This window comes from Streptomyces lycii, from assembly GCF_009735685.1.
GTDB classification, from domain to species: Bacteria; Actinomycetota; Actinomycetes; order Streptomycetales; family Streptomycetaceae; genus Streptomyces; species Streptomyces lycii.
The window spans coordinates 54,409-80,324 of the sequence record NZ_WHPN01000420.1 but is presented as its reverse complement, the minus strand read 5'-3'; the positions used below and the strand labels follow the sequence as shown (position 1 = coordinate 80,324).

19 protein-coding genes and 1 pseudogene are annotated in these 25,916 nt (G+C 74.9%); 6 read left to right on the top strand and 14 right to left on the bottom strand.

The annotated features are described in order from the left end of the window. Positions 1 to 59 precede the first annotated feature (59 nt). From GCU69_RS30290 to GCU69_RS30250, 9 genes and pseudogenes are all read right to left on the bottom strand, one after another. Complete coding sequence (locus tag GCU69_RS30290; protein WP_098752309.1) at positions 60 to 416, bottom strand: hypothetical protein; 357 nt, start codon at positions 414 to 416, stop codon at positions 60 to 62. Positions 417 to 566: 150 nt separating this feature from the next. Beyond that, complete coding sequence (locus tag GCU69_RS30285) at positions 567 to 1,535, bottom strand: 4-(cytidine 5'-diphospho)-2-C-methyl-D-erythritol kinase (RefSeq protein WP_156207807.1); 969 nt, start codon at positions 1,533 to 1,535, stop codon at positions 567 to 569. 230 nt (positions 1,536 to 1,765) lie between these two features. Further along, positions 1,766 to 2,647 (bottom strand): annotated as a pseudogene (rsmA, locus tag GCU69_RS30280) (16S rRNA (adenine(1518)-N(6)/adenine(1519)-N(6))-dimethyltransferase RsmA); the annotation flags it as partial. Next, positions 2,644 to 4,260: a ubiquitin-like domain-containing protein gene (locus GCU69_RS30275; protein ID WP_328630025.1), complete on the bottom strand. Its 1,617-nt coding sequence runs from the start codon at positions 4,258 to 4,260 to the stop codon at positions 2,644 to 2,646. The gene GCU69_RS30275 and the pseudogene rsmA, both read right to left, overlap by 4 nt. 1,101 nt (positions 4,261 to 5,361) lie before the next feature. Continuing rightward, positions 5,362 to 6,270: a TatD family hydrolase gene (locus tag GCU69_RS30270; protein ID WP_098752312.1), complete on the bottom strand. Its 909-nt coding sequence runs from the start codon at positions 6,268 to 6,270 to the stop codon at positions 5,362 to 5,364. 645 nt (positions 6,271 to 6,915) lie between these two features. Continuing rightward, positions 6,916 to 7,347: a hypothetical protein gene (locus tag GCU69_RS30265; protein WP_235978801.1), complete on the bottom strand. Its 432-nt coding sequence runs from the start codon at positions 7,345 to 7,347 to the stop codon at positions 6,916 to 6,918. A 432-nt stretch (positions 7,348 to 7,779) separates the two neighbouring features. Then, on the bottom strand, positions 7,780 to 9,294 hold the full coding sequence (locus tag GCU69_RS30260; RefSeq protein WP_098752314.1) for a DHA2 family efflux MFS transporter permease subunit: 1,515 nt from the start codon (positions 9,292 to 9,294) through the stop codon (positions 7,780 to 7,782). A gap of 421 nt (positions 9,295 to 9,715) precedes the next feature. Continuing rightward, the gene (gene rsmI, locus GCU69_RS30255; RefSeq protein WP_156207790.1) at positions 9,716 to 10,615 is read right to left on the bottom strand and encodes a 16S rRNA (cytidine(1402)-2'-O)-methyltransferase; all 900 of its coding nucleotides are present in this window, start codon (positions 10,613 to 10,615) and stop codon (positions 9,716 to 9,718) included. Between the two features lie 31 nt (positions 10,616 to 10,646). Beyond that, the gene (locus tag GCU69_RS30250) at positions 10,647 to 13,619 is read right to left on the bottom strand and encodes an AfsR/SARP family transcriptional regulator (protein ID WP_156207789.1); all 2,973 of its coding nucleotides are present in this window, start codon (positions 13,617 to 13,619) and stop codon (positions 10,647 to 10,649) included. A gap of 362 nt (positions 13,620 to 13,981) precedes the next feature. Between GCU69_RS30250 and GCU69_RS30245 the strand changes: the two genes are divergently transcribed. Continuing rightward, a complete protein-coding gene (locus GCU69_RS30245; protein WP_408055862.1) occupies positions 13,982 to 15,691 on the top strand; it encodes a dolichyl-phosphate-mannose--protein mannosyltransferase in 1,710 nt (569 codons plus the stop codon). 41 nt (positions 15,692 to 15,732) lie between these two features. Here the strand turns inward: GCU69_RS30245 and GCU69_RS30240 are convergent, their stop codons facing one another. From GCU69_RS30240 to GCU69_RS30225, 5 genes are all read right to left on the bottom strand, one after another. Beyond that, positions 15,733 to 17,118, bottom strand: a complete 1,386-nt coding sequence (locus GCU69_RS30240; RefSeq protein ID WP_235978800.1) for a sensor histidine kinase — start codon at positions 17,116 to 17,118, stop codon at positions 15,733 to 15,735. 227 nt (positions 17,119 to 17,345) lie between these two features. Next, positions 17,346 to 18,089 (bottom strand): response regulator transcription factor, encoded by a 744-nt coding sequence (locus GCU69_RS30235; RefSeq protein ID WP_235978799.1) that lies wholly within the window; start codon positions 18,087 to 18,089, stop codon positions 17,346 to 17,348. Further along, a complete protein-coding gene (locus GCU69_RS30230) occupies positions 18,046 to 19,218 on the bottom strand; it encodes a glycosyltransferase (RefSeq protein ID WP_235978804.1) in 1,173 nt (390 codons plus the stop codon). The genes GCU69_RS30235 and GCU69_RS30230 overlap by 44 nt, the downstream gene beginning before the upstream one ends. After that, complete coding sequence (locus GCU69_RS34205) at positions 19,125 to 20,399, bottom strand: DMT family transporter (RefSeq protein WP_235978798.1); 1,275 nt, start codon at positions 20,397 to 20,399, stop codon at positions 19,125 to 19,127. Before GCU69_RS34205 ends, GCU69_RS30230 begins: the two co-directional genes overlap by 94 nt. Then, positions 20,396 to 21,043 (bottom strand): DUF998 domain-containing protein, encoded by a 648-nt coding sequence (locus tag GCU69_RS30225; protein ID WP_098755126.1) that lies wholly within the window; start codon positions 21,041 to 21,043, stop codon positions 20,396 to 20,398. Before GCU69_RS30225 ends, GCU69_RS34205 begins: the two co-directional genes overlap by 4 nt. A 382-nt stretch (positions 21,044 to 21,425) precedes the next feature. Between GCU69_RS30225 and GCU69_RS30220 the strand changes: the two genes are divergently transcribed. From GCU69_RS30220 to GCU69_RS30200, 5 genes are all read left to right on the top strand, one after another. After that, positions 21,426 to 23,078, top strand: a complete 1,653-nt coding sequence (locus GCU69_RS30220) for a penicillin-binding transpeptidase domain-containing protein (protein WP_156207787.1) — start codon at positions 21,426 to 21,428, stop codon at positions 23,076 to 23,078. Between the two features lie 417 nt (positions 23,079 to 23,495). Then, positions 23,496 to 24,068 carry a DUF5753 domain-containing protein gene (locus tag GCU69_RS30215; protein ID WP_156207786.1) on the top strand — a complete coding sequence of 191 codons (573 nt, stop codon included), beginning with the start codon at positions 23,496 to 23,498 and terminating at the stop codon, positions 24,066 to 24,068. A gap of 11 nt (positions 24,069 to 24,079) precedes the next feature. After that, on the top strand, positions 24,080 to 24,352 hold the full coding sequence (locus GCU69_RS30210) for a DUF397 domain-containing protein (RefSeq protein WP_156207785.1): 273 nt from the start codon (positions 24,080 to 24,082) through the stop codon (positions 24,350 to 24,352). After that, positions 24,349 to 24,834 carry a YbaK/EbsC family protein gene (locus GCU69_RS30205; protein WP_098755128.1) on the top strand — a complete coding sequence of 162 codons (486 nt, stop codon included), beginning with the start codon at positions 24,349 to 24,351 and terminating at the stop codon, positions 24,832 to 24,834. Before GCU69_RS30210 ends, GCU69_RS30205 begins: the two co-directional genes overlap by 4 nt. Further along, a complete protein-coding gene (locus GCU69_RS30200) occupies positions 24,831 to 25,682 on the top strand; it encodes a DMT family transporter (protein ID WP_098755129.1) in 852 nt (283 codons plus the stop codon). The genes GCU69_RS30205 and GCU69_RS30200 overlap by 4 nt, the downstream gene beginning before the upstream one ends. Positions 25,683 to 25,916: the final 234 nt, after the last annotated feature.

Genomic DNA, 25,916 nt, shown 5'->3' with positions numbered 1-25,916 from the left:
ACTCGATGTCGATCGGTGCCCAGGGTAGTCGCCACCGCGGGGTGCACCGTCCGCGCGGGTCAGCCGCCGAAGCGGCCCAGGAACAGCATCAGTACGAAGATGAGGACCAGCACCAGCAGTCCGGTGCCGCCCGCCCGGGCGCCGCCCCGGGGATGGAAGATCGCCACCAGGGTGCCCAGCACCGCGAGCGGCAGCACGGCCCGCGCGATGACGACGATCGCCTCGCCGAACACCAGGGGGCTGCGGACGCCGTCCTGGCAGGACGAACAGGCGATCGCGAGCAGCGGCCCGAGCAGCCCGACGAAGGCCCCGGTGCCCAGCACCAGGAGGGCGAGCGCGGCCAGTCCCGCCCGGTCCGCGGCGTTCCGCCCGCCCCGCGGCCGGCGGCCCGGGTCCCCGTTCTCGGTGATCTCCATGCCGCACGACGCTACGGGCACCGGCTACTCACCGGTATCCGTAGCGGTACTCAGATCGCGGGCGCGCGGCCCCGGGGCACCGGCCCGTGCGGGGCAGGGCCGTACGCACCGCCCGGCGGCTCCCGGCCGCCGGGCGCCCCGTGGCGCCGGTCAGTGCGCGGTCACGCCCCGTTCCGCCGGGAGGATCGTCGCGCCCGCTGCCGGAGCCGTGGCCGGGCGGGCGCTGCGGCAGGTTCCGGACGCGGTCAGGGCGGTGGCGAGCGCGTCGGCGGACGCCGCGTCGCGGGCCAGGAAGGCGCAGGTCGGCCCGGATCCGGAGACGACGGCGGCGAGGGCGCCGGCCCCGGTGCCCGCGGCCAGCGTGTCCGCCAGCGAGGGCCGCAGCGAGACGGCCGCGGCCTGGAGGTCGTTGCTGGACCCGCCCGCCGTCAGGGCGGCGGCGAGCGCGTCGGTGTCCCCGGCGGCCAGGGCGTCGAGGAGCGCGGCGGACGGTTCGGGGTCGGGGACGTCCGCCGTGGTCGCGCCGCCGCCGGACACCTCCCGCAGCCGGTCGCACTCGCGGTAGACGGCCGGGGTGGACAGGCCGCCGTCGGCGACGGCGAACACCCAGTGGAAGGTGCCGCCGACGTCGAGCGGGGTGAGCCGTTCGCCCCGGCCCCGGCCCAGCGCGGCGCCGCCGACCAGGCTGAACGGCACGTCGCTGCCCAGTTCCGCGCAGATGCCGAGGAGTTCGGCGCGGCTCGCGCCGGTGCCCCACAGGGCGTCGCAGGCCAGCAGGGCCCCGGCGGCGTCGGCGCTGCCGCCCGCCATGCCGCCGGCGACGGGGATGTCCTTGGCGATGTGCAGCCGGACGTCCGGTTCGACACCGTGCCGGGCTGCGAGCGCCTCGGCGGCGCGGGCCGCGAGGTTGCCGCGGTCCAGCGGCACCTGCGCGGCGTCCGGGCCGCTGACCGTGAGGGTCAGCTCGTCGGCCGGGGCGGCGGTGACCTCGTCGTACAGGCCGACGGCGAGGAAGACGTTGGCCAGGTCGTGAAAGCCGTCGGGGCGCAGCCCGCCGACGGCGAGCTGGGCGTTGACCTTGGCGGGCACGCGGACGGTGACGGCGGGGGCGGCGGACACGGTCACGGGGCGTTCTCCTGCGGCGGTTCGGGACGGTCACCGGCCGCGCCGCCGGGCCGTGTCGCTTCGGGACGGTCACCGGCCTCACCGGCGGCCGCTGTCGCCGGACTGTCGCCGGCCGTGCCGGCGGTCGGAGGCGGTCCGGGGGTGTCATCGGCCGCCGTGCCGGCGGACGGCGGCGTTCCGGAGCTGCCGCCGGGGCTGCCGCCGGCCGCGCCACCGGGCGTCGCGGCGCGTACGGGCTTGTGCTCGGCGATCGCCGCGAACTGCTCCACGGTCAACGATTCGCCGCGCGCCTGCGGGGAGATGCCCGCCGCGGTCAGCGCGGCACCGGCAGCCGCGGCGGAGCCCGCCCAGCCCGCGAGCGCCGCGCGCAGCGTCTTGCGCCGCTGGGCGAACGCCGCGTCGACGACGGCGAACACCTCTTCGCGGGTCGCCTTCGTCGGCAGCGGCTCCGCCCGGCGGACCAGCGACACCAGCCCGGAGTCGACGTTGGGCGCGGGCCAGAAGACGTTCCGGCCGATGGCCCCGGCGCGCTTGACCCGCGCGTACCAGGCGGCCTTCACCGACGGCACCCCGTACACCTTGGAGCCCGGCGCCGCCGCGAGCCGGTCGGCGACCTCCGACTGGACCATGACGAGGACCCGTTCGACGCTCGGGAAGCGCTCCAGCATGTGCAGCAGCACCGGTACGGCGACGTTGTACGGCAGGTTGGCGACCAGCGCGGTCGGCGGCGGGCCGGGGAGTTCGGTGATCCGCATCGCGTCGGAGTGCACCAGCGCGAACCGGTCGGCGCGGTCCGGGACGCGGGCGGCGACCGTCGCGGGGAGCGCCCCGGCGAGCACGTCGTCGATCTCGACGGCGACGACACGGGCGGCCGCCTCCAGCAGCCCGAGGGTGAGCGAGCCGAGCCCCGGCCCGATCTCGACGACCGTGTCGTCCGGGCGCACCTGGGCGGTGCGGACGATCCGGCGCACCGTGTTGGCGTCGATGACGAAGTTCTGGCCGCGCTGCTTGGTGGGGCGTACGCCCAGGGCTGCGGCGAGTTCGCGGACGTCGGCGGGGCCCAGCAGGGGGCCGGGCTCGTCGGGAGGGGGGCTGCTCGTGCTCACTCGTGAAGCTTACGGCCGCATTCCGGCCAGGGTGCCGCCCCCCGTCGCACGTACAGCTTCTTGGCGCGGTAGGTCTGCTCGGCGGCGGACGCGTGCTGCGGGCGGCCGGTGCCGCCGAGCCGGTGCCAGGTGCCGGTGCTGAGCTGGTAGAGCCCGCCGAGCCGGCCGGAAACGTCGACCGCGTCCGGCCGGCCGCCGGACTCGCAGCGGGCCATCGCCGTCCAGTTCAGGCCCTCCGCGCCGGGCACGCGGGCGGGCAGCGGCCGGGTGCCGGTGCGGACCACGTGGGTGACCGGCTCCCGGACGGTCTCGGTGCGCACGGCCTTCGGCTTCTGCCGCACGCCGTTGACGGTGCGCACGGCGTAGGTGACGCGCTTCACGCCCGGCTTGCCGTACCGGTCGATCACCTCGGTGCCGCGGAACAGCCCGGGGTCCTCCCGCTCGACCGTGCGGTACGGAACGGGCTCCTCGCGGGTCTCCCGGCTGCCGGTGATCCGCATGACGGTGACCGTCTGGCCGTCCCGGGGGAAGCTCTCCGGGTCGACGGACGTGGTGTCCAGGCCGCGCAGCACGATGCCCGCCGCCTCGACCGCCTCGCGCACGGTGGCGGCGTTGGTGCGGACGGTGCGCTCGCGGCCGTCGGACAGGAACGTCACGGCGCGTTCGGTGCGCACCTCCAGCGCGAGCCCGCCGCGCGGGACCGGGGTGCGGGGCGGCAGCGACAGATACGCGCCGTCGGTGCGCACCCCGAGTTCGCGCAGCACGCCCTCGACGGTGTTCTCGGTGACCCACGCGCGGCGGCTCCTCCCGTCGAGGGTGAGCGCGAGGGGGCGCCCGTGCCGGACGGTGATCTCGTCGCCGTGGGTCAGGCTTCCGCCGGGCACGGGGTCGACGACGTCGTGCGGGCCGAGGCGCAGCCCCTCGTCGTCGAGCAGTTCGTCCACGTCGTCGGCGTACGTGTGCAGGGTGCGCGGCTCGCCGTCGACCCGCAGCCGCACCTCCTTGTCGTCGCTGACGAAGGCGCAGGTGCCGCCGGCCAGGAACGCGAGCACGAGCGCGCGCGGCAGCAACCGCCGCAGGTCGGCGGGCCCGGGCATGCCGCGCTTGCGGCGTGCGGCGTGCCGGGCGGCGGCGCGGCCGCCCCGTTCCGGCCCGGGCGGGGCGGCGGGGGCGGACGGGGCGAGGGGCAGACCCGCGACGGTGTAGGCGAGGGTGTCGGCCTGGACGGCCGCCGGGTACTGCCGGGGCAGCGGGACCTGCGGCTCGGTGCGGGCGCTGGACGGGTCGTACGGCGGGTGGGTGTACGGAGTGGGCGGCGCGGCCGGGGTCCGGCGGGACGGCGGGTCCGGAAGGCGGGGCGCGGCCCCGAAGCCGTCGGCCGGGTGACCGAAGCGGTCGGCGGGACCGAAGCCGTCGGCGGCCGGGTGACCGAAGCGGTCGGCCGGGGGGCCGAAGCCGGGGGCGGGAGGGGCGAAGCCCGGGGCCGGAGGGCCGAAGCCGGTGGCGGGCCGGGGGTTGCCGGGGCGGGCACCGGGGTCCGGAGCGGGGCGGCCGCCATCGGGCCGGGCACCGAAGCCGGTCGCCGCGCCGGTACCGCGGGTCGCGCCGGTCACGCCGGTGTCGGTGGTACCGGCGGCGCCGGTACCACCGGTCGCGCCGGTACCGCCCGGACCGCCGGACCGGTGGTGGCCGCCGGCCGGTCCGGGCCGCTCCGGCGGCCGGGGGAAGGCGCGCGGCGGGGGCTCGGCGGTTCCGTACGGGGGGACGCGGACCGTGGGCGGGGGACCGTACCCCGGGCCGGCGGGACCGCTCCGGTCGGGCGGCGGGCCGAAACGGCCGGGGACGGGCGTGCCGGGGGCGGGCGTGCTCCGGGCGAACGCGGCCGGTCCCGGAGCGCCGCCCGCGGAAGCTCCGCGTCCGGCGGCACCGCACTCCGGCCCTCTGTTCGCAGGACCGGTGCTCACCGGACCGGTGCTCACCCGTCCCGTGTTCGCCGGACCGGTGCTCGCCGAAGCGTTCGCCGGGCCCGTGCTCGGGACGCCGCCGTTCGCCGTCCGGCCGGGGGCGGCCGGGGCGGCGTCCGTGAAGCGGCCGCGCGCCGGGGCATCCTGTGGTGAACTCCCGTGCGACGGAGTCGCGCAGCCCGGGCCGCCGTACGGCCCGTCCCCGTAAGCCGGACCGCCGTAAGCCGGACCGCCGTACGCCGGGCTGCCGTACACGGGACCGCCGTTCACCCCACGGCCGTACCCGGAACTGCCGTACGCCCCACCGCCGTACGACGCACCACCCGGCAACGCACCACCCGGCAACGCACCGCCCGGCGACGCGTCGGCGCCGCAGGCCCCACCGCCGTACGACGACCCGCCGCCGGGACGGTTCCGGTCGTCGGCGGATCTCGGGAGCGGGGGCGAAGGCGGCGGCGGGGACGGAGGCACCGGGCGGGCGTGCCGGCCGGCCGGCACGCGTGGCGCGCCCGTCGCGCGGGTCGCGGGCCACGCGGAGAGATCGGGATCCGGCCGGGGATCCGGTTCGGTCTCGGGTCCGGCGGCGCGCGGGGGCCCGCCTCGGCGCTCAGCGCGGTGGCTTCCCTGGTATGTGCTCACGACGCTCCACTGGTCCGGCGGTCGCGGCGGACTGTAGCGGAGGACCGTCACTCTCCCAAATCACATGAATACGCTGCGTATTGGGAACTGGGGGGTGCGGGCGGTGCCCGGTCAGCGGCCGAAGGCCCGCTCGGTGTTCGCCGCGACCGCCGCGACCAGCGCGTCTTCGTCCATCCCCTTGACCTCGGCCATGGCCCGCAAGGTGACCGGAATCAGATAGGGCGCGTTGGGCCGTCCGCGGTACGGCGCCGGGGTCAGGAAGGGCGCGTCGGTCTCGACCAGCAGCAGTTCCGGCGGCGCGACGGCGAGCGCGTCGCGCAGCGGCTGCGCGTTCTTGAAGGTGACGTTGCCGGCGAAGGACATCAGATAGCCCTGGTCCGCGCAGATCTTGGCCATCTCCGCGTCGCCGGAGAAGCAGTGGAAGACGACCGTGTCCGGCGCGCCCTCCTCGTCCAGGATGCGCAGCACGTCCTCGTGCGCCTCCCGGTCGTGGATGACGAGTGCCTTGCCGTGCCGCTTGGCGATGTCGATGTGGCGGCGGAAGGACAGCTGCTGCGCGGCCATGCCCTCGGGACCGGTGCGGAAGTGGTCGAGGCCGGTCTCACCGACGCCCCTGACCTGCGGCAGCGCGGCGAGCGCGTCGATCTCGGCCAGCGCCGCGTCGAGCGCGGCCCCGCCGCCTGGCTCGCGCGGGCCCTGCCGGGACCAGCCGTCGGGATCTCCGAGGACGATCCGCGGGGCCTCGTTGGGGTGCAGGGCGACCGTCGCCAGGATCGCGTCGTGCTCGGCGGCCGTCTCGGCCGCCCAACGGGAACCCGCGACATCGCAGCCGACCTGGACCAGGGTGGTGACGCCCACCGAAGCGGCCTTCTCCACCGCTTCCCCGACGGTGCCGGACTGCATGTCGAGATGCGTGTGCGAGTCCGCGGCCGGCACTCGCAGCGGCTCGGGCAGCGGCGGCGGTACGGACTTGTCGTCGCGCTTGGACTTGCCACCTGTGCCTGAACTCGCTGCCGCCATACCCGCGATTTTACGGGCAGCCGGCACGGAACCGGACCGGGGCCCGGGCGCTCCCACGTGGCTCTCCGGGCGACCCGGGTTCTCGCGACCGGTCCGGGCTCTCGCGGTCGGCTGGGTCCCTCGCGACCGGTCCGGGCTCTCGCGGTCAGTCCGGGCTCTCGCGGTCGGCTCGCTCCTCTCGCAGTCGCCCGGGCTCTCGCGGTCGCCCGGTCTCAGGGCAGGCCCGGGACCTCGGAGCCGGTCCGACCTCGGAGCCGGTCCGGGCTCGGAGCCGGTCCGGGGTCTCGGGATCGCCGGAATCCCGGTGGCGGCACAGGAACTCCGGGGGGCGCCGAGCCTGCGCGCGCACTCCGCCACCGTGCTCGACCTGGCCCCGGACCACCCCGACTGGCACGGCTCCATGGAGGACGGCACAGGAACTCCGGGGACAGCACCCGACGTCCGAGGCCGCCCCGGGCCAACCCGGCCGGCCCGTCCACGCCCTTCGCTCGGTCGCGCATCAGCACCGTGCCCGCGTTCGCCCGGACGTTCCCGCGTTCCCGCGTTCCGGCGAGCCGCGTCCGCGCGCTCCCGTCAGCCGCGTCCGCGCGCTCCGGTTTCGACCGGGTCCGCGCGCTCCGGTTTCAGCCGCGTCCGCGGCCCCTGTCAGTGGCGTCCGCGCTGGAAGACGTGCAGCAGGTCGGCGAAATTCCGGTGCCGGCCACTCTCTCCCGCCGCTTCGCCGCCCGGCGGCGCGGCCCCGGCTCCCCGTGTCCGCGGGGGCCGCCGCTCGCTCTGCTCGCTCATCGCACCGGACAGGGGCGACGGCGGCACGGGGCCCTGCCCGGGCGGCTCCGGTACGAACAGCGGCCCGGCCATCGGCACGGCCTGCTCGAACAGCGAACCGCCGCGCGCGGATTCCACCCGGCCCGAGCGCATGATGCGGACCACCGAGCCCCCGCACAGGGTGCAGCTGGGCCGGGTCAGCGGGGACGGGACGCGGCGGCCGTGCGCGTAGTAGACGACGTACGGGCGGCCGGAGCCGTCGCGGTGGTGCGCGATGTCGTACGACTCCTCCCAACCGTGGCCGCACCGCATGCACGCGAAGGAGTACGCCTCGTGCACGACCTCGGGCGCGGAATCGGCCGCGGTCCCCGCCGGGGCCCCGGACCGGGACGCTCCCGGCGGTCCGGACGGAGACGATGCCGACGCTCCGGGCGGTCCGGACGGAGACGAACCGGGTGGTGACTGCCCGGGTGGCGGCCGGCCGGACGGCGGTGGCTCTGCGGACGGCGGCGGTGCGGGCGCGGGTCGCGGGGGGACGCCGCGCGAAGTGCCTGCGTATTCACTCATGCCGGCTCCTCTTGTCCAGCGGACAAGCTCCCCGCGGCGGAACGGCCCTGCCACAGGGAGGGCTTCCTTTCACGATAGACCTTCGGCGGCCCGCGGTCCCGTTCGCCGGAAGGCTCCGTTCCGGGCGTCCGTCCGGACGCGGGCCGCGGCGGCGCGGCCCGCCGCGGTCCGGTCCCGTCAGATTCCCGAAGCCGTCCCGGAGGGCTCCCGCTCGGCTCCGGCGTCGTCCGGGGCCGCCACCGGCGGGGTGACCTCCCGGCCGGGGCCCGGAGAGCGGCGGACGAAGAGCGAGGCGAGGAAGGCGAGCAGGCCGATGACTCCGGCGACGACGAACGCGGCCCGCAGGCCCCCGGCGTCCGGCGCGCCCGACGGCGCGGAGGTGCCGAGCGAGGCGACGGTGACGAACACGGCCGTGCCGAACGCCCCGGAGACCTGCTGGAGGGTGGCGAGGATCGCGCTGCCGTGGGAGTGGAGATGCTCGGGCAGCGAGCCGAGGGACTCCGTCATCAGCGGCGTCATCATCAGCCCGAGGCCCGCCATGAGCAGCACGTGGATGGCGATCACGGCGGCCAGCGGCGAGTCCTCGCCGAGGAGCGCCATCAGCCAGAGCGAGACCGCCATGGAGAGCGCGCCGGGCACGACCAGCGGGCGGGCCCCGAAGCGGTCGAACAGCCGGCCAACGGGCCGGCCGAGCAGACCCAGCAGCAGCCCGCCGGGAAGGACGGCCAGGCCGCTGACGAACGTGCTGGTGTCCAGCACCGTCTGGAGGTACAGCGGCAGCATGATCGACCCGACGCCCAGCAGACACATGAAGAGCAGCGCGGACAGGATCAGGGCGACGGTGAAGGCGCGGACCTTGAACGGGCGCAGATCGAGCAGCGCGAGGTCCCGGCGCTGCAGCCGGAGCTGCCGCGCGACGAACACGGCCAGCGCGGCCAGACCGATCAGCACCGGCACCCACGGGGGCACCGCGTGCTCCCCGCCGGACTCGCCGACGGAGGCCAGGCCGTAGAGGACACCGCCGAAGCCGACGGCGGACAGCAGCACCGAGGGCACGTCCAGCGGCACCTTCCGGGTCTCGCTGTCCAGGCGCATCCGGACGGCGCCCACCGCGAGGGCGGCCACGGCCAGCGGCAGCACGATCCAGAACATCCAGCGCCAGCCGAGCGAGGCCAGCACGGCGCCGCCCACGGTCGGTCCCACGGCGGGGGCGACCGCGATGACGATGCTGATCGTCCCCATCGTCGCGCCGCGCTTGCGGGGCGGTACGAGGCGCATCACCGAGGTCATCAGCAGCGGCAGCATCACCGCCGTGCCGCACGCCTGCACCACCCGGCCGGCCAGCAGCACGGCGAACCCGGGCGCGAGGGCGCTGACGAGTGTGCCGGTGCTGAACAGCGTCAGCGAGGCGAGGAAGACCTGGCGCGCGGTGAATCGTTCGAGCAGAAAGCCGGTGATGGGTATGACGACGGCCATGGTCAGCAGGAAGCCGCTGGTCAGCCACTGGGTCGTCGTGGTCGAGACCCCGAGGTCGACGGTGAGGTCGCGCAGGGCGACGCTCAGGATCGTCTCGTTGAGGATCATCACGAAGGCCGAGACGACCAGCACGCCTATCAGGACGTTGGCCTGCGGGGGCGGCGCACCGGAATCGACGCCGGGGTCCGCGGTCCCGCCGCGCACGGGGTTGTTCATGGTCGAGCACACCTCACAGGAGCTGAAGAGATCAGGCCGCCGTCGCGCCGCTCACCGTCAGGAGATCTTGCGGTGACGATCCGGTACGGGAACACCGGGGAGGGCCGATTCGCCCGGGCCCGCCACCATCACAGCACGCGCGACTGACATCCTGCTCCCGAAATTCTCCATCCGGAGCCCGAATTGCCCTGACCCGCCCTGAATTTCGGCCGGACGTTTCCGTCACTCTTCTTCTCGTCCCGCCCGGCGTTCCGGACCGACCGGCCCCCGCCCCCACCCGGCCCGCTCCCCCCTGCTCGCCCGCGCTCCCGCTCCCCTGCTCAGCCGCTCCCGCTCCCCTGCTCAGCCGCTCCCGCTCAGCCCGCCTCGGCCCGCTCGGCTCGTCGGCCTTCCCGGCCTCGGCGTTCCCGGCGTTCCCGGCCTACTCGGCGTTCTTGGCCTTCCCTGCCTTCCCGGCGTTCCCTGCGTTCCCTGCCTTCTCGGCGTTCTTGGCGTCGACCACCGCGTCGAACACCTCACGCTTCGGCAGCCCCGCCTCGGCCGCGACCGCCGCGATCGCCTCCTTGCGCCGCTCCCCCGCCTCCTCGCGAATCCGGACCCGGCGGACCAGTTCGGCCGGGCCCAGCTCCTGCGGGCCCGGTTCCGGGGCGCCCTCGACGACCACGGTGATCTCACCCCGTACGCCCTCCGCGGCCCACTCCGCTAGCTCCGCCAGGGGGCCGCGGCGCACTTCCTCGTACGTCTTGGTCAGCTCCCGGCAGACCGCGGCGCGCCGCTGTGGGCCGAAGACCTCCGCCATGGCCCCGAGCGTGGCGTCGAGCCGGTGCGGCGCCTCGAAGTAGACCAGGGTGCGCCGCTCGCCGGCGGCCTCCCGCAGCCGGCCCAGCCGTTCACCGGCCTTGCGCGGCAGGAAGCCCTCGAAGCAGAACCGGTCCACGGGCAGCCCGGACAGCGCGAGCGCGGTCAGCACGGCGGACGGTCCCGGCACGGCGGTGACCCGCACACCCCGCTCCACGGCCGCCGCGACCAGCCGGTAGCCGGGGTCCGACACGGACGGCATCCCGGCGTCCGTCACCAGCAGCACCCGCGCCCCGCCCGCCAGCTCCTCCACCAGTTCGGGGGTGCGCGCCGCCTCGTTGCCCTCGAAGTACGACACGATCCGCCCGCCCGGCCGCACCCCCAGCGCCTGGGTGAGCCGCCGCAGCCGCCGGGTGTCCTCGGCGGCCACCACGTCGGCGCCCGCCAGCTCCTGGGCCAGCCGCGGCGGCGCGTCCGCGGTGTCGCCGATGGGTGTTCCTGCCAGTACGAGCGTTCCTGTCACCCGGCCATCCTCGCAGGGCCCGGTGACAGGTTCAGCGCTGCCCGGCCTCCGGCTGCCGCTCCTGCTCGGGCTGCCGCTCCTGCTCCGGCTGCCGCTCAGGCCCCGGCTCCGGCTCCCGCTCCGGCTCCCGCTCCGGCTCCCGCTCCGGCCCGGCCGCCCGCCGGTCACCCAGCCGCTCCGCCGTCCGCCGGGCCTCCTCCGACCGCCGCTGGGCCCGGTAGAGGCCGACGGCCTCCTCGCGCGCCGCGCGGGCCTCGGCGTGCCGGCCCAGTGCCTCCAGCGCGTCCCCGAGGCGGGCCAGGGTGTCGGCCTCGTCGTAGACGTTCCCGGTGTTCCGGAAGAGGGCGAGGGCCTCCCGGTAGTGGCCGACGGCGTCGGCGGGCCGGCCCAGGCGGTGCGCGATGTAGCCGAGGCTGTCCAGGGTCGAGGCGGTACCCGCGTCCCCGTCCGCCTTGCGGAACAGGGCGAGGGCTTCCTCGCAGTGGGTCAGCGCCTCCTCGTACCGGCCCAGCTGGGCGTGGCACCAGCCCACGGCGTTGAGCTGGCCCGCCAGCCACCCGGTGTTGCCGAGCCGCCGGTAGAGCCGCAGGGCGCGGAGGGCGTGGGCGAGCGCCCCCTGCTCGTCGCCCTGCTGCTCGCTGACCCAGCCGAGGGTGCGGTGCACATGGGCCCGGCCCGCGGTGTCGGCGGACCGCTCGCACAGCGTGAGCGCGCGGCGCAGATGGCGGAAGGCGTCGGGGCCGCGCCCGAGATGGGAGCACGCCTGCCCGAGCCGCCAGTGCGCCAGGGCCTCGGCGAGCGGGTCACCCGCGCGTTCGGCGGCGGTCAGACCGGTGCGCCAGACGTCGAGGTGTTCCCGGAACCGGCCGCCGCCCCAGTGAAAGGGGATCAGCGTCCAGGCCAGCTGCCAGACGGGGGCGTACCGGCCCTGTTCCAGGGCCAGCAGCTGGGCCCCCCGGATGCCGGGATGCTCGGTCTCGAGCCAGGCCAGGGCCGCCGCCGTGTCCGGCAGCGGCGCGGGCACGCAGCCGGGGGCGGGCGGGGCGGGCTCCGGCGCGAACGGCGTGTGCACGCCGTCCAGCAACCGGTTCGCCGCCAGGCCGGTGTGCAGATGGAAGTCGACCAGGCGCCGTACGGCCGCGTCGCGGGCGTCGTCCGGCCCCTCCGGGTTTCCGCGTTCGGCGGCGTGCAGGCGTACGAGGTCGTGCATCCGGTACCGGCCGGGCGCGTGCTGCTCGACCAGATGGGCGGCTTCGAGTTCCCGCAGGTGCACGCGGGCGCGGGCGGGGGTGGTCGCGGCGAGCGAGGCCGCCGCGTGCAGCCCGCAGTCGGGTCCCGGCACCAGGCCCAGCAGCCCGTAGAGCCGGGCCGCCTCCTCGCCGAGGGCGTGGTACGAGGAGGAGAAGACGGCACGAAGATCGGCTGTCAGGTCGGCGTCCCCGAGGGCGTCGAGGCGGTCGGCGGACTCGCGCAGCTCACCCGCCAGCCCGGCGAGCGGGAAACCGGGGTGCGCGGCGGCCCGGGCGGCCACGACACCCAGCGCGAGCGGCAGGCCGGAGCAGTGCTCCAGCAGCGCGGACACCGCGTCGGGCTCGGCGGCGATCCGCTGCGGCCCGAGGTGCCGGGTGAGCAGCGCGCGGGCCTCGGGAGCGGGGAGGGAGCCGAGCGGGAGCGTGCGGGCGCCGTGCGTGGTGACGAGCGAGCCGAGCCGGTTCCGGCTGGTGACGAGCACGGTGCAGCCGGTGCCGCCGGGCAGCAGGGGGCGGACCTGCTCGGCGTCGCGCGCGTTGTCCAGCAGGATCAGCATGCGCCGGTCGGCGAGGAGGCCGCGGTAGTACCCGGCGAGCGCCTCGGGGTCCGGCGGGACCGAGGCGGGGCGCACGTCCAGGGCGTCGAGCAGCTGCCGGATGGCGGAGGCCGGCGGCACGGGCGGGGCGGACGGGTCGAAGCCCCGGAGGTTCACGTACAGCTGTCCGTCGGGGAACCGGTCGAGATGGTCGTGGGCCCAGCGCACGGCCAGCCAGGTCTTGCCGACCCCGCCGATGCCGCCGATCACCCCGATCGCGAGGGCGTCCGCCGCGGCCCCGTCGCCGCCGGGGGCGAGGGCGGCGGTGAGCGCGGCGAGTTCACCGTCGCGCCCGGTGAACAGCGGCGGCGGCGCCGGGAGCTGGCGGGGCGGCGGCGTGCCGGCCGCGGTGCCCGGTCCCGCTCCGGCCCCGGTGCCGGCAGCGGTGCGCGGGCCGGGTACGAGGGTCAGGCCGGGGTCCGCGGTCAGGATCTGCTGGTGCAGTTCCCGCAGCGGCGCGCTGGGGTCCATGCCGAGTTCGGCGCGCAGCCGCGACCGCAGTTCCCGGTAGTACGCGAGGGCGTCCGCCGGGCGGCCGCAGCGGTGGAGCGCCAGCATCAGCTGTCCGGCGAGACGCTCGTCCAGCGGGTCGGCGCGCGCGTCGGCGGTGAGAACGGGCAGCAGCGGGCCGTGCCGGCCGCAGCGCAGCAGGGCGTCGTTGCGGTCGAGTGCGGCGGCGGACCGCTGCTGGTGCAGGGTGTCGCGGAGCGCTCCGAACCAGGGGGTGTCCAGGCCGGCCAGGGCCTCGCCGCGCCACAGGCCGAGGGCCTGCTCGAAGAGGGCGGCCGCCTCCTCGTCCGTTCCGCTCGCCCGGGCCCGCGCGAGCAGGGCGGTGAAGCGGTGCAGGTCCACGGAGTCCGGATCGACGGTGAGGCAGTAGCCGCCCGGCTGCCGCTCCAGGGTCGCGTCGCCGCCCGCGTCCCGGGCGGCCTCCAGGGCCTGCCGGATCCGGGAGAGATAGCTGTGCAGCGTGTTGCGGTGGCGCTGCGGCGACCGGTTTCCCCAGACCCGGTCGGCGAGTTCCCCGGTCGGCACGGCACGGTTCGCCTCGGCGAGCAGCACCGCCAGTACGGAGCGCTGCCGGGCGTGGCCGAGGTCGAGCTGCCGTCCGTCGGCGACCGCCTCGACCGGACCGAGCAGCGTGAATCCGACAGTCATCGCCCGTACCCCCGCAATCAGACCCCGCGATCAGACCCCGCGATCAGACCCGCCCGAAGGACACGAATACCCGCCCCCACCAGCTAATTCAATGTTCAGCCAAGGATTGGCCAAGACTCGTCGAGCAAAGTGGCCGACAACCGAGCACCCGTCGTCGCGGGGAAGGCGGTTGCGGCCGGCCGCGGCCGGGCCGGCGCACCGCCGGCCCGGCTCGCACGGCGGCGGCCCGCGAGTCGCCCGGCCGCGTTCCCTACGATGGCGCGGTGACCAGTGACACCGCGACAGGGCCCCCGCAGGCACAGCAGCTCCGCGAGCAGCCCTCCGGCGCCACCGCCCAGGAGGCCGGGACGACCAGCTGGCAGCTGCGGCTGCGCCGTTTCGGGCACGTCGGCCGGCCCCGGACGACCGTCCGCGACCGGCTGGTGCCCCCCTACCGCGCCGCGGGCACGAGGGTGTGGACCATGCTCGGACTGGACCCGCTCACCGCGGAACGGTTCGTGCGCTGGTCGGCCTGGGTGGGACCGCTGCTGGTCGCGCTGCTCGCGGGGCTGCTCCGCTTCTGGCAGCTCGGCAGCCCGGAAGCGGTGATATTCGACGAGACGTACTACGCCAAGGACGCCTGGTCGCTGCTCCAGTACGGCTACGAGGGCAGCTGGCCGAAGAACGCCAACGAGCAGATCCTCCAGGACCCGCCGCGGATTCCGCTGAGCCCGGAGCACAGCTATGTGGTGCACCCGCCGGTCGGCAAGTGGACGATCGCCCTCGGCGAGTGGATGTTCGGGCTGACGCCGTTCGGCTGGCGGTTCATGCCCGCGGTGCTCGGCACGCTGTCCGTGCTGCTGGTGTGCCGCATCGGGCGGCGGCTGTTCCGGTCCACCGCGCTCGGCTGCCTGGCGGGCGGGCTGCTCGCCGTGGACGGGCTGCACTTCGTGATGAGCCGCACCGCGCTGCTGGACCTGGTCGTGATGTTCTGGGTGCTGGCGGCCTTCGGCTGTCTGCTGGTCGACCGGGACCGGGCGCGGGCCCGGCTGGCGGCCGCGCTGCCGGTGACCGACGACGGCGGCGTACGGCCGGACGCGGCGGTCGGTGACCGGCTGCGGCTGGGGGCGCGGCCGTGGCGGCTGGCGGCCGGGCTGTGCCTCGGGCTGGCCTTCGCGACGAAGTGGAACGGTCTGTACGTGCTGGTCGCGTTCGGGCTGCTGACCGTGTTGTGGGACGCCGGGGCGCGCCGCACGGCCGGGGCCCGGCGGCCGTACCGCTCGATGCTGCGCCGGGACGCGCTGCCCGCGTTCGTGTCGGTCGTGCCGGTCGCGGTGCTGACGTACGTCGCCTCCTGGGCCGGCTGGTTCGTCACCCGCGGCGGCTACTTCCGGGACTGGGCGCAGGGCCGCGCGGGCGTCTCGCCGGACTCGCTGCCGGTGCCGCTGACCGGCTGGAAGCTGCCGCTGCCGCGGTTCGACATGACCTGGGTGCCGGAGTCGCTGCGCAGCCTGTGGCACTACCAGACGGAGGTCTACAACTTCCACGTCGGCCTGACCTCGCCGCACACCTACGAGTCGAACCCGTGGTCCTGGATCGTGCTGGGCCGCCCCGTCTCCTACTTCTACGAGTCGCCGGAGCCCGGCAAGGACGGCTGCCCGGCGGACACCGCCGACAAGTGCGCGCGCGAGGTGCTGGCGCTCGGCACGCCGGTGCTGTGGTGGGCGGCGGCGTTCGCGCTGCTGTACATGGTCTACCGCTGGGGCTTCCGCCGGGACTGGCGCGCGGGCGCGATCCTGTGCGGGGTCGTCGCGGGCTGGCTGCCCTGGTTCCTGTACCAGGAGCGGACGATCTTCCTCTTCTACGCGGTGGTGTTCGTGCCGTTCCTCTGCCTCGCGGTGGCCATGACGACCGGCGCGCTGCTCGGGCCGCCGGGGGCCTCGGAGCGGCGGCGGGTGGTGGGCGCGGTCGCGGCCGGGGTGCTCGTACTGCTGGTCGTCTGGAGCTTCGTCTACTTCTTCCCGCTCTACACCGGGCAGCCGGTCCCGATCGGGGACTGGCAGGACCGGATGTGGCTGGACACCTGGGTCTAGCCGGGACGGGGGCGCCGCCCGGGACCGGCCCGGCGCCCCCGTCAACCGCCGGTCACGGTGCCGGCGGTCCCGGCGGCGGTCCCGGCGGAACCGGTGCCCGGCCGCAGGGGCAGCCGGACGGTGAAGACCGCGCCCCGGCCCGGCCCGGCGGAGGTGGCCGTGATGTCGCCGCCGTGGGCGCGGACGATGCCGCGGGCGATGGTCAGACCGATGCCGCTGCCGCCCGCGGGGGCCGCGCGTCCGGGATGCTCGACCCGTTCGAAGCGGGTGAAGACCCGCTCCAGGTCCTGCTCGGCGATGCCGATCCCCTCGTCCCGGACGGCGAACTCGGCGTACGGCACCGGGTCGTGGCCGGAGCGCACGGTCACCGAGACCCGGTCGCCCGGATCGCTGGCGGCCAGCGCGTTGCCCAGGAGGTTGACCAGGACCTGGGCGACGCGGTCCGGGTCGAGCAGGGCCGTGACCGGCGGGCCCGGGGCCACGGTGAGCGCGACCCGGCCGTCGTCGAACTGGGGGCGCAGCCGCTCCGCGGTGCTCTCCGCCAGGGCGGACACGTCGGTGGGCGTCCGGCGCAGGGTGAAGGCGCCCTCCTCCACGCGGGACAGGCTGGACAGGTCGTCCGTGAGGCGCCGCATCCGGGCGAGGTCGTCGGTGAGGGAGGCGAACATGGCGTCGTCGGCGGTGAAGATGCCGTCGGCCATGCCCTCGATCTGGCCGCTGAGCGTGGTGATCGGGGTGCGCATCTCGTGGGCGATCTCCGAGACCAGCCGGGCGCGGCGGCGTTCGACGTCGGCGAGGGCGGTCGCGAGCCGGTTGACGTCCTCCACCAGGGCGGCGAGTCCCGGCTCGCGGGGGACGTCGAGCACCTCGTCGTAGTGCCCGTCGGCGAGTCGGTGGGTCGCGGCGCGGACCTGCCGCAGGGGCCGCAGCAGAAACCGCGAGAAGATCAGCGACAGGACCAGCGCCGCGGCCAGACCGACGACCAGCGCGGCCCAGAAGAGTTGGTCGAGTTCGGCGTCCCCGCCGCCCCGGGCCGCCCACACGGCCTCGGTCAGCCACGCGACCTGGGCCTGCGACGCGGCCTCGGTCAGCGACCCGGCCTCGGGCAACGACGGGAGGCCGGGGGGTGCCATGGCGCCGGGCCCGTAACCGTCGGCGAAGCGGTCGCTGGCGAGGTTCATCGCGATGAACGCCACGACGAGGACGGTCATGTGGGACAGCGCCAGGCGCAGCGTCAGCGGCAGCGGCGGCAGCCGCCGCACCAGGCGGCTCGACAGACGGCGGGCCGGGGTGGGGACGAGGGCGGCCAGAGCCCGCTGGAGCGTCCCGTTCCGCGGCCCGGTCGCGCTCTTCGGCGCTCCCGCGTTCTTCACGGCCTTCACGGCCTTCACGGCCCTCGCGACCTTCACGGCCCTCGCAGCCCTCACAGCCCTCGCGACCTTCACAGCCCTCACAGCCCTCACAGCCCTCACAGCCCTCATCATGTCCACGGCCCACACGGTCTCCGCCTCCACGCCTTCTCCGGCTCAACGGGCCCGGCGGGCCTCGTTGGCCTTCGCTGCCTCAACGGGCTTCGCGGCCCCAGCGGGGCCGGCCGCCTTCACGGCCTTCGCTGCCTCACCGCGCTCGGCGGGTTTCGCGGGCCTCACAGCCTTCACGGCCGGCGGGTCCCGGCGGGCCCGGCGGCGGGACGGGCGAGGAAGCGGTAGCCGATGGCGCGTACCGTGCCGACGAACCGGGGCGCGTTCGCGTCGTCCCCGAGCGCGCGCCGCAGCGTACGGATGTGCACGTCCACCACGCGCTCGTCGCCGAAGAAGTCCCGGCCCCACACGTGCTCGATCAGCCCCCGGCGCGTGAACACCCGGCCCGGCGCGCGGGCCATGGCCAGCAGCAGGTCGAAGTCGAGCGCCGACAGTTCCACCGCCCGGTCGCCGTCGGCGACGACCGTGCGGGTGTCCGGATCGACGACCAGACCGTCGAACCGCAACGCCGGGTCCTCCTCGGCCTGCTCGGCGCCCTCGGCGCGCCGCAGCACGGCCCGGGCCCGCAGCGCGAGTTCACGCGGGCTGAACGGCTTGGTGACGTAGTCGTCGCTGCCCGCGGTGAACCCGATGACCCGGTCCACCTCCTCCGCCCGGGCGGTGAGCAGGATGACGGGCACCTGGCCGGCCGCCCGGATCCGGCGCAGCACCTCGAACCCGTCGAGGCCGGGCAGCATGACGTCGAGCACCACCAGGTCGGGCCGTTCCCGGGCGACCGCGGCGAGAGCCGACGGGCCGTCCGGCGCCTCCAGCACCTCGAAGCCGTCCGCCTCCAGATAGCCGCGCAGCGTCATCCGGATCTTCGGCTCGTCGTCAACGACCAGAATGCGCCGCGTACTCGGGACTCTCGCTGCCACGGACCCTCCTGTCACGGGGCTCTCTCCTGTCACGGGGCTTCGGAAGGCGGCGGGCCGCCTCGGCGGCCTCCCGGTAGAGGGTTTCGAAGGTGTCAAGAGTGTGCCCGATGTCGTGCCGCGCCACGATCCCGCGGGCGGCCTCCCCCATGCGGGTCCGCATGCCGGCGTCACCGAGGACCGAGGCGAGGGCCGCGGCCAGGGCCGGGATGTCGCCGGGCGGATAGAGCAGCCCGTTGCGTCCGGGGTGCACCAGGTGCGGCAGGGCCATCGCGTCGGCGGCGACGACGGGTTTGCCGGCCGCCATGGCCTCCATGGTGACCAGGCTCTGCAGCTCCGCGGTGCCGGGCATGCAGAACACGTCGCAGCGGGCGTAGGCGTCCAGCACCTCCTGGTCCGCCACCAGGCCGTGGAAGGTGACACGGTCCGCGACACCGAGTGCGCGGGCCAGGTCCTCCAGTTCGCCGCGGCGGGACCCGTCGCCCACGATCTCGGCCGTGACCGGGAGCCCGGCGGGGAGCCGCGGCAGGGCGCGCAGGATGTCCTGCACGTTCTTCTCGGCGTCCAGCCGGCCCACGAACAGCACGCGCAGCCGTTCGTCCGTCCGCTCCGCCGCGGGCTGTGCGAACCGGTCCAGGTCCAGTCCGCAGGACACCGCCAGCGGGGTGCGGCCCAGACCGTGCTCGGGCAGCAGTCGTGCGGCGCGGGGCGTGGGGGCGGTGACGACCTGGGCGTGCCGGAAGACCCGTACCAGATCGCGCCAGGCCGGCTTGCACGCGGCCGCGGCGAAGCGGTCCGGCAGCGGGGCGTAGCCGATGAGGTTCTCCGGCATGAAGTGATTGGTCGCCACCACGGGAACACCTCTGCGGCGTGCGGCTCCGACCAGGGTCCGGCCCACCGCGAAGTGCGACTGCACATGGACCGCGTCGGGCGCGATGCGGTCCAGCAGCCGGGCGGCGGAGCCGCGAATCTGCGGGGGCAGGCAGACCCGGAAGGTGGGATGGAACGGGGTGCGGTGCGAGCGGAGCCGGTGCACCGTCACACCGCCGGCCGTGACGCGCTCCGGACCGGCGCCCGGGTGGGGAGCGACCACATGGACGTCGTGGCCCCGGCGGGCGAGACCGTCGGCCAGGCGATGGGCGAAGTTGGCGGCTCCGTTGACGTCGGGGGGATACGTGTCCGCGCCGATGACGATGCGCTGCCGGGGACCGGTGGCCATGAGGTGCTCCTGTCGTGCGGAAGGGGACCCGGAAAGGGAGAGGGAGAGGGGAAGGGAAAGAGGACGGGTGACGGCGAGGGGGGTGGTGATGGTGATGGGGTTGGAGATGGCGACGGCGACGGCGACGGATCGGGAGAAGGGGACGAGGAGAAGGGAGAGGAGGAAGGAGAACGGGCGGGGTGCGGGGCAGCGGCGGGAGGCCGCGGGGCCGGCGGCGCGGGGTCCGGCATGCCGGGAGAGGGCGGTCCCGGTCCGGCCAGGCGGTTCCCCGAGCGGCCGGCGGGGACGTCCCGCGCGAGGCCGACGACTCCGGCGGCCGCCAGGGCCGCGCAGGCCAGCCCCCAGCCCGCGGTCGAAACGGTCAGGTCCGGGGCCTCGCCGAGCAGGCCGATGCCGATGGCGACCGAGACCATCGGGTCCGTGACGGTGATGCTCGCCACCGTGGTCTCCGGCGGGCCGTCGGCGTAGGCGCGTTGCACGAGCCAGAAGCCGATGAGGACCGTCGCCGCCAGAGCGGAGAGCGTGCCGAGCAGGCCCGCGCTCACACCGTGCTCCGCGTACCGCTCCGTGGCGGCCCGGGCCAGCACCGAGGCGTAGCCGTACGCGGCGCCCCCGCCCACCCCCAGGACCAGGCACCGGGCCCGGCCGCCGAGCACGCCACCGGCCAGGCGGCAGACCACCGCCGCCGCGCAGACCGCCGCGCCGGCCCGGATCTGCGCGTCCGTGGTGACCGGGGCGGGCACGGTGTGCAGCGCGGCCAGCACCGCGAACGTCCCCGCCCCGACGAGGATCGCCGCCAGCCCGCAGCCGGTACGCCACCCCGGCCGGACCCCGCCTGCCCGGAGGCCCCACACCACGCCGATCACGATGCCGAGCACGCCCACCGGCTGGACCACGGTCAGCGGGGCCAGTTGCATGGCCGCGAGCTGGCAGGCCCCGCCCAGCGCGATCAGCGCGAGACCGGCCAGCCAGCGGGGCCGCCGCATCGCCCGCAGGAGCGGCTCCGGTTCCGCGGACCCGCCGTGCTGAAGGCGCGTACCGGCCGCGAAACAGCAGGAGTTCAGGACGGCCAGGACGACGGCGCACCAGATCATGTGCCTGTCCCGTCCGTGCGGAGCACACCAGCCAGCAGGAACAGCAGGCCCGTCTCCAGGCCGAGGGTGACCCGCTCGGCCAGGCCCAGGCAGCGGCTGACCGAGCGCCTCGCCGGGGTGTCCGGGGCGGTGGTGCACAGGTGCGCGCAGAGGAAGCCGAGCCCGGCGGCCGTTCCGGCCCAGGACGTGCGGCGCAGCGATCTCGCCGTCGCCCGCCGGCCGGGCAGTCCGTCGAGGCGCCCGGCGATCAGCAGCCCGGCGGCCGGGAGCGCGGCGAGGGCGGCGCCCGCCGCGTACCGGTGCACCAGGCCGCGCACCGTGGGGGCACCGTCCGGCGGGTCGGTCCGGCAGACCGCGGTGAGCGCCAGCCCGCCGCACCAGGCGCCCAGCAGGGCCCTCGCCGGGGCACCGACCGGCAGCCCGGACCGTACGATTCCGGCGAGCAGGACCGTCGATCCGGCCGTGAGGCAGGCGACGGTGCCGGTGAAGACCGGGCCGGCACCGTCGCTCAGCGCGTAGTCGCTGAAGGTGTGCCGGACGGTGTCGACCCGGTGCGCCCAGCCGATGTGCAGGGCGGCGGCGCCGGCCAGTGAACCGGCGAAGCCGGCGACCGCGAGATTCCGTGTGATGCGAAGGCCCTCCATGACCCGGGAGCCAACCGGGGCGGCATGTGGCGCGTACGAGAGCGACCGTGAAGCTTCCGTGAAGCGCCGCGGGGCGGCGGGCGCGGCCCACGCCGGCGCCGGCGGCCCGAACACCGCCCGCGGCAACCGCCCGGGCACCGCGACCGGCACCCGGGCACGGCGTGCAGCCCGCGACCGGCACGCCCGGGCACGTGGGTGGCACCGCTCGGCCACCGCCTGTGGCACTGCTCGTCACGCCGCTCGTGACACCGCTCGTGACGCCGCTTGTGGCACCGCTTGTGGCACCCGGCGGACCTGTCACCCGCATGCCGTAGAGTGCGCCGCGTCGCCCCCTTGTACCGGGCGGGAGCGACTGATCCGAGGGGCTGTGGGGGTTTCTTCGATGCGCAGTGGCACCAGGACGGCTGTCATCGGTGGTGTGTTCACCGCGGTGGTCGGCGTCGCCGGTTACGGCGTCTACGACTTCGTGTCCGAACCCGCCGGCAGCGCGTCGACGGCCTCGGCCGGTGCCCAGGACGAAGAGGTGAAGACGGGCCCGCCCAGCGCGGCGGAGGTCCGTGACACCGCGCGGGACTTCCTCGCGGCCTGGGCGGCGGGCGAGCCGCGCAAGGCCGCCGCGCTCACCGACGACAGCACGGCCGCCGCCGCCGCCCTGACGGGCTACCGGAAGGACGCGCACGTCGCGAAGGTCGCCCTGAAGCCGGGCACTCCGTCCGGCGCGAAGGTGCCGTTCGCCGTGACCGCCGACATCGCGTACGAGAGCGAGGGGCGCACGGCACCGCTGAGTTCCACGCTGGCGTACGAATCGGCGCTGACCGTCGTCCGCGACAAGACCACCGGCAAGCCGCTCGTCGAGTGGCAGCCCTCCGTCGTCCACCCCGAGCTGGGCGAGGGCGACACCCTGGTCACCGGCGAGTCGAAGGCCCCGCCGATCAAGGCGGTCGACCGGGACGGCCGGGAGCTGACCAAGGAGGACCACCCGCAGCTCGCGAACATCCTGGCCGCGCTGCGGGAGCGGTACGGCGACAAGGCGGGCGGCAAGCCGGCCGTCGAGGTGTTCGTGCAGCGCGAGGAGGGCGACAAGGAGCCCGACAAGACGCTGAAGGAGCTGGCCGAGGGCGTGCCGGGCGAGCTGGAGACGACGCTCGACGCCGGGCTCCAGGCGGCGGCCGAGAAGGCCGTGGCCGGACATCCCAAGGCGGCGGCCGTCGCGGTCCAGCCCAGCACCGGGGAGATCCTGGCGATCGCCAACACCCCGGCCGACGGCTACAACATCGCGCTCCAGGGCTCGCTGGCCCCGGGGTCGACGATGAAGGTCGTGAGCACCTCGCTGCTGCTGGAAAAGGGCCTGGCGTCGCCGGAGAAGGCGCACCCCTGCCCCAAGTACGCCGAGTACGGGGGCTGGAAGTTCCAGAACCTCGACAAGTTCGAGATCAAGAACGGCACCTTCTCGCAGAGCTTCGCCCGCTCCTGCAACACCGCCTTCATCACCCAGGCCGAGAAGCTCGCCGACGACGCCCTGACGAAGCAGGCCCGGGACGTCTTCGGCATCGGGCTGAACTGGCAGACGGGCGTGACGACGTTCGACGGCGCCGTGCCCGTGCAGAAGGACGCCCCGAAGGCCGCGTCGCTGATCGGCCAGGGCGGCGTCCGGATGAATCCGCTGACCATGGCGTCGGTGTCGGCGACCGTGAAGTCCGGCGTCTTCCGGCAGCCGGTGCTGGTCCCCGCGTCGGTCGACGACCGGAAGCTCGCGAAGGCCCCGCGCACCATGTCCGGCGGCACGGCCGAGCAGTTGCGCGGCCTGATGCGGCTGACGGCCACCTCGGGCACCGCAGCGGAGGCGATGGCCGGGCTCGGCGGGGACATCGGCGGCAAGACGGGCTCGGCGGAGGTCGACGGCCAGAAGAAGCCGAACGGCTGGTTCACCGCGTACCGCGGCGACGTAGCGGCGGCGGCCGTCGTGCCGCAGGGCGGCCACGGCGGCTCCTCGGCGGGCCCGGTCGTCGCCAAGATCCTGGGCTCGGCGGGCTGACCCCTTCCTTTTCCTTCGCGTGCCTCCGCCGGCCGCTGCGGCCGTTCCGGTCGCTGCGATGCTGTGCGCTGGTTGCCGCCGACGGCGCCTTCAGCTGCGGCGAGTCCTGACCTGACGGCTGATCCATGGCGCTTGCGGCCCCACGCTGACGGGACCGCTGTGTTCCACCTCTCGACGAGGTGAGACACAGCGGCGCGATCCGTGTGGTGGTCTTCCGGTCACGTGCAGGGGGCAGCCGCGCGACCGATCTCGCACCAGACCACCTTCGAGACGGCGCCGAAGAGGTCCGGACGTACGGGGTGATGATCCCAGCGGTGGGCAAGGCTCTACTACGGGTGCACGGAACCGGACTTCATCGAGGCGCTTGCAGCGATGACGCGCGGCCGGCAGAGGGGCTGGTGGGAAGACCATCGAGGTGTGCTGCCTCAAGGGAATCTCGACATCGCGGAGCCGGAGCATCATGCGATGTCCCTGCACAGCGTTGAGATCACACAAATCCCTGGGCTGCTTCAGACGGAAGACCACGCACGAGCGCTTTTCAGCCAGGTATCGCCCGGTCAGTCGCAGCAGGACATCGACACACGCGTTGCATTCAGGATGCGGCGGCAGCAGGTGCTGGACCGATCCTCGCACCTCACGTTCGAAGTGGTGATCCATGAATCAGCCCTGCGCATTCGCGCCGCAGACAGGAGAATTGCCCGCGCCCAGCTTCGGAAACTCATCGAAGCTTCGGAACGAGAACGCGTCTGCGTACGAGTAGTACCTTTCGACACCGACGGGTTCTCGAACGCAGGCTACTCGATGCTGCACATCGGCGCACAGGTACCACAGTTGGACTCAGTACACTTGGATGCCGCCCACGGCGGGGTGCTTCTGGTGGACGAAGATCACCTGAACAAGCACCGCCATCTTTATCAAGAAATCAAGAAGCACTCAGTCAACCCTGCACGATCACGAGACTTCATGAACAAAGTAGTGCTGGACACCTGAAAGGTCCGGTTATGCCAGAGATAATAAACTGGCAGAAGTCTTCCTTTTCCGGCGGTGCCGACGGGAACCACTGCATCGAGGTTTGCTCAGCCGGACACACAGTAGCGATTCGGGAAAGTGACGCACCGGCCGTCACGGTGGCGACCACACCCTCCTCCCTGAAAGCATTGATACGCGGAGTCAAGAAGGGCGAACTCTGCCCCCTGGGTAAGGCGAGCAGGGCGGTGCACCTCCCGGAACCCCGTCGCGTGGCCCCTACACCAACCGTTACGGTCGGGCCATGACGACACCGGACACCGCGCACCCCCGTTTCGCCGCAGCCCTCAGTGAACTGGGACTGGAAGCCCGCGTACGGCGCTTCCCGGACGCCACCCGGACCGCCGCGGAGGCGGCGGCAGCCATCGGCTGCCAGCTCTCCCAGATCGTCAAGTCGCTGATGTTCGAGGCGGACGGACAGCCCGTGCTGGTCCTGGTCGACGGCGCCTCCCGCGTCGACACCGAGCTGGTACGGGCCGAGCTGGGCGCCGAGAAGGTCCGCCGGGCGGACGCGGACCTGGTGCGTGCCACCACGGGTTACGCGATCGGTGGCGTGCCGCCCTTCGGCCACGCCGTCCGCTCACGGGTGCTGGCCGACCGGCGCCTGCTGGAGCACGACGAGGTGTGGGCGGCGGCCGGCACTCCGCACACCGTCTTCCCGCTCCCGCCCCGGGAACTGATCCGGTACGCCGACGGCACCCTGGCCGACGTCCGGGACAGCTCTGCGTGACGCCGCTGGTCACCGCCGCGGTGCTGGCCGCGGCGGTGCTGCACGCGAGCTGGAACGCCATCGCGCACGGCATCAAGGACCAGTTGCTCGCCTTCACCCTGGTCGGCGCCGGGGAACTGGCCGTGGTCGGGGTGCTCGTCTGGTTCGTGCCGCTCCCGGCCGCCGCCGCATGGCCGTATCTGATCGCCTCGGTGCTGATCCATCTGCTCTACATGCTGCTGCTGATGCGGTCGTTCGAGCTGGGCGACTTCGGGCAGGTGTACCCGATCGCCCGCGGCACCGCGCCACTCGTCGTCACCGTGCTCGCCCTGGTGTTCGTGGGAGAGCGCCCGGACGCCCGGCAGACTGCGGGCGTGGCGGCGGCCGGCGCGGGGCTGATGGGCCTCGCCCTGTGGGACGCGCGCGGATCCGGTGCCCGCCCGCGCCGGGCGGCGGTCGTGGCGGCCGTGGGCACCGGCCTGGCCATCGCCTCGTACACGGTCGTGGACGGCCTCGGGGTGCGCGCCGCCGGCACCGCGCTCGGCTACACCGCCTGGCTGCTGATGCTCCAGAGCCTGCCGATACCGCTGTACGCCCTGGCGGCCCGGCGCGGTGAACTGCTCGCCGGAGTCCGGCCCTTCGTGGTGCGCGGCCTGCTCGGCGGTGCGCTCTCCACCGTCGCGTACGGCCTGGTGCTCTGGGCCCAGACCCGGGCACCGCTGGCGCCGGTCGCCGCCCTGCGGGAGTCCTCGGTCGTCGTGGGCGCGGCGATCGGCGCGCTGGTCTTCAAGGAGCGGTTCGGCGCCCCGCGCGTCGCGGCGGCGACGCTGATGGCGGCGGGGATCGCCCTGATGCTCCGCGCGGGCTGAATCGCCGGTGTCCGGGGCGCGGTCCGCCGGCCGACGACGCACCGGGCCGAGAGCGCGGGCCCGGAGGACCGGGCCGGGAGGCCGGGACCGCCGGGCCACGCACCGCCTCCGCACGGCGCCTCCGCACGGCGCCTCCGCACGGCACCTCCGTACGGCACCTCCGCACGGCACCTCCGCACGGCGCCTCCGCACGGCACTTCCGTACGGCACTTCCGTACGGCACTTCCGTACGCA

Excerpts from the sequence above, each read along its gene's own strand:
- GCU69_RS30210 (WP_156207785.1), top strand. The coding sequence starts at position 24,080 with ATGCCAGAGATAATAAACTGGCAGAAGTCTTCCTTTTCCGGCGGTGCC.
- GCU69_RS30270 (WP_098752312.1), bottom strand. The coding sequence starts at position 6,270 with ATGGCGGCAGCGAGTTCAGGCACAGGTGGCAAGTCCAAGCGCGACGAC.
- GCU69_RS30260 (WP_098752314.1), bottom strand. The coding sequence starts at position 9,294 with ATGAACAACCCCGTGCGCGGCGGGACCGCGGACCCCGGCGTCGATTCC.
- GCU69_RS34205 (WP_235978798.1), bottom strand. The coding sequence starts at position 20,399 with ATGATCTGGTGCGCCGTCGTCCTGGCCGTCCTGAACTCCTGCTGTTTC.
- GCU69_RS30265 (WP_235978801.1), bottom strand. The coding sequence starts at position 7,347 with ATGCGGTGCGGCCACGGTTGGGAGGAGTCGTACGACATCGCGCACCAC.
- GCU69_RS30220 (WP_156207787.1), top strand. The coding sequence starts at position 21,426 with ATGCGCAGTGGCACCAGGACGGCTGTCATCGGTGGTGTGTTCACCGCG.
- GCU69_RS30225 (WP_098755126.1), bottom strand. The coding sequence starts at position 21,043 with ATGGAGGGCCTTCGCATCACACGGAATCTCGCGGTCGCCGGCTTCGCC.
- GCU69_RS30250 (WP_156207789.1), bottom strand. The coding sequence starts at position 13,619 with ATGACTGTCGGATTCACGCTGCTCGGTCCGGTCGAGGCGGTCGCCGAC.
- GCU69_RS30290 (WP_098752309.1), bottom strand. The coding sequence starts at position 416 with ATGGAGATCACCGAGAACGGGGACCCGGGCCGCCGGCCGCGGGGCGGG.
- GCU69_RS30205 (WP_098755128.1), top strand. The coding sequence starts at position 24,349 with ATGACGACACCGGACACCGCGCACCCCCGTTTCGCCGCAGCCCTCAGT.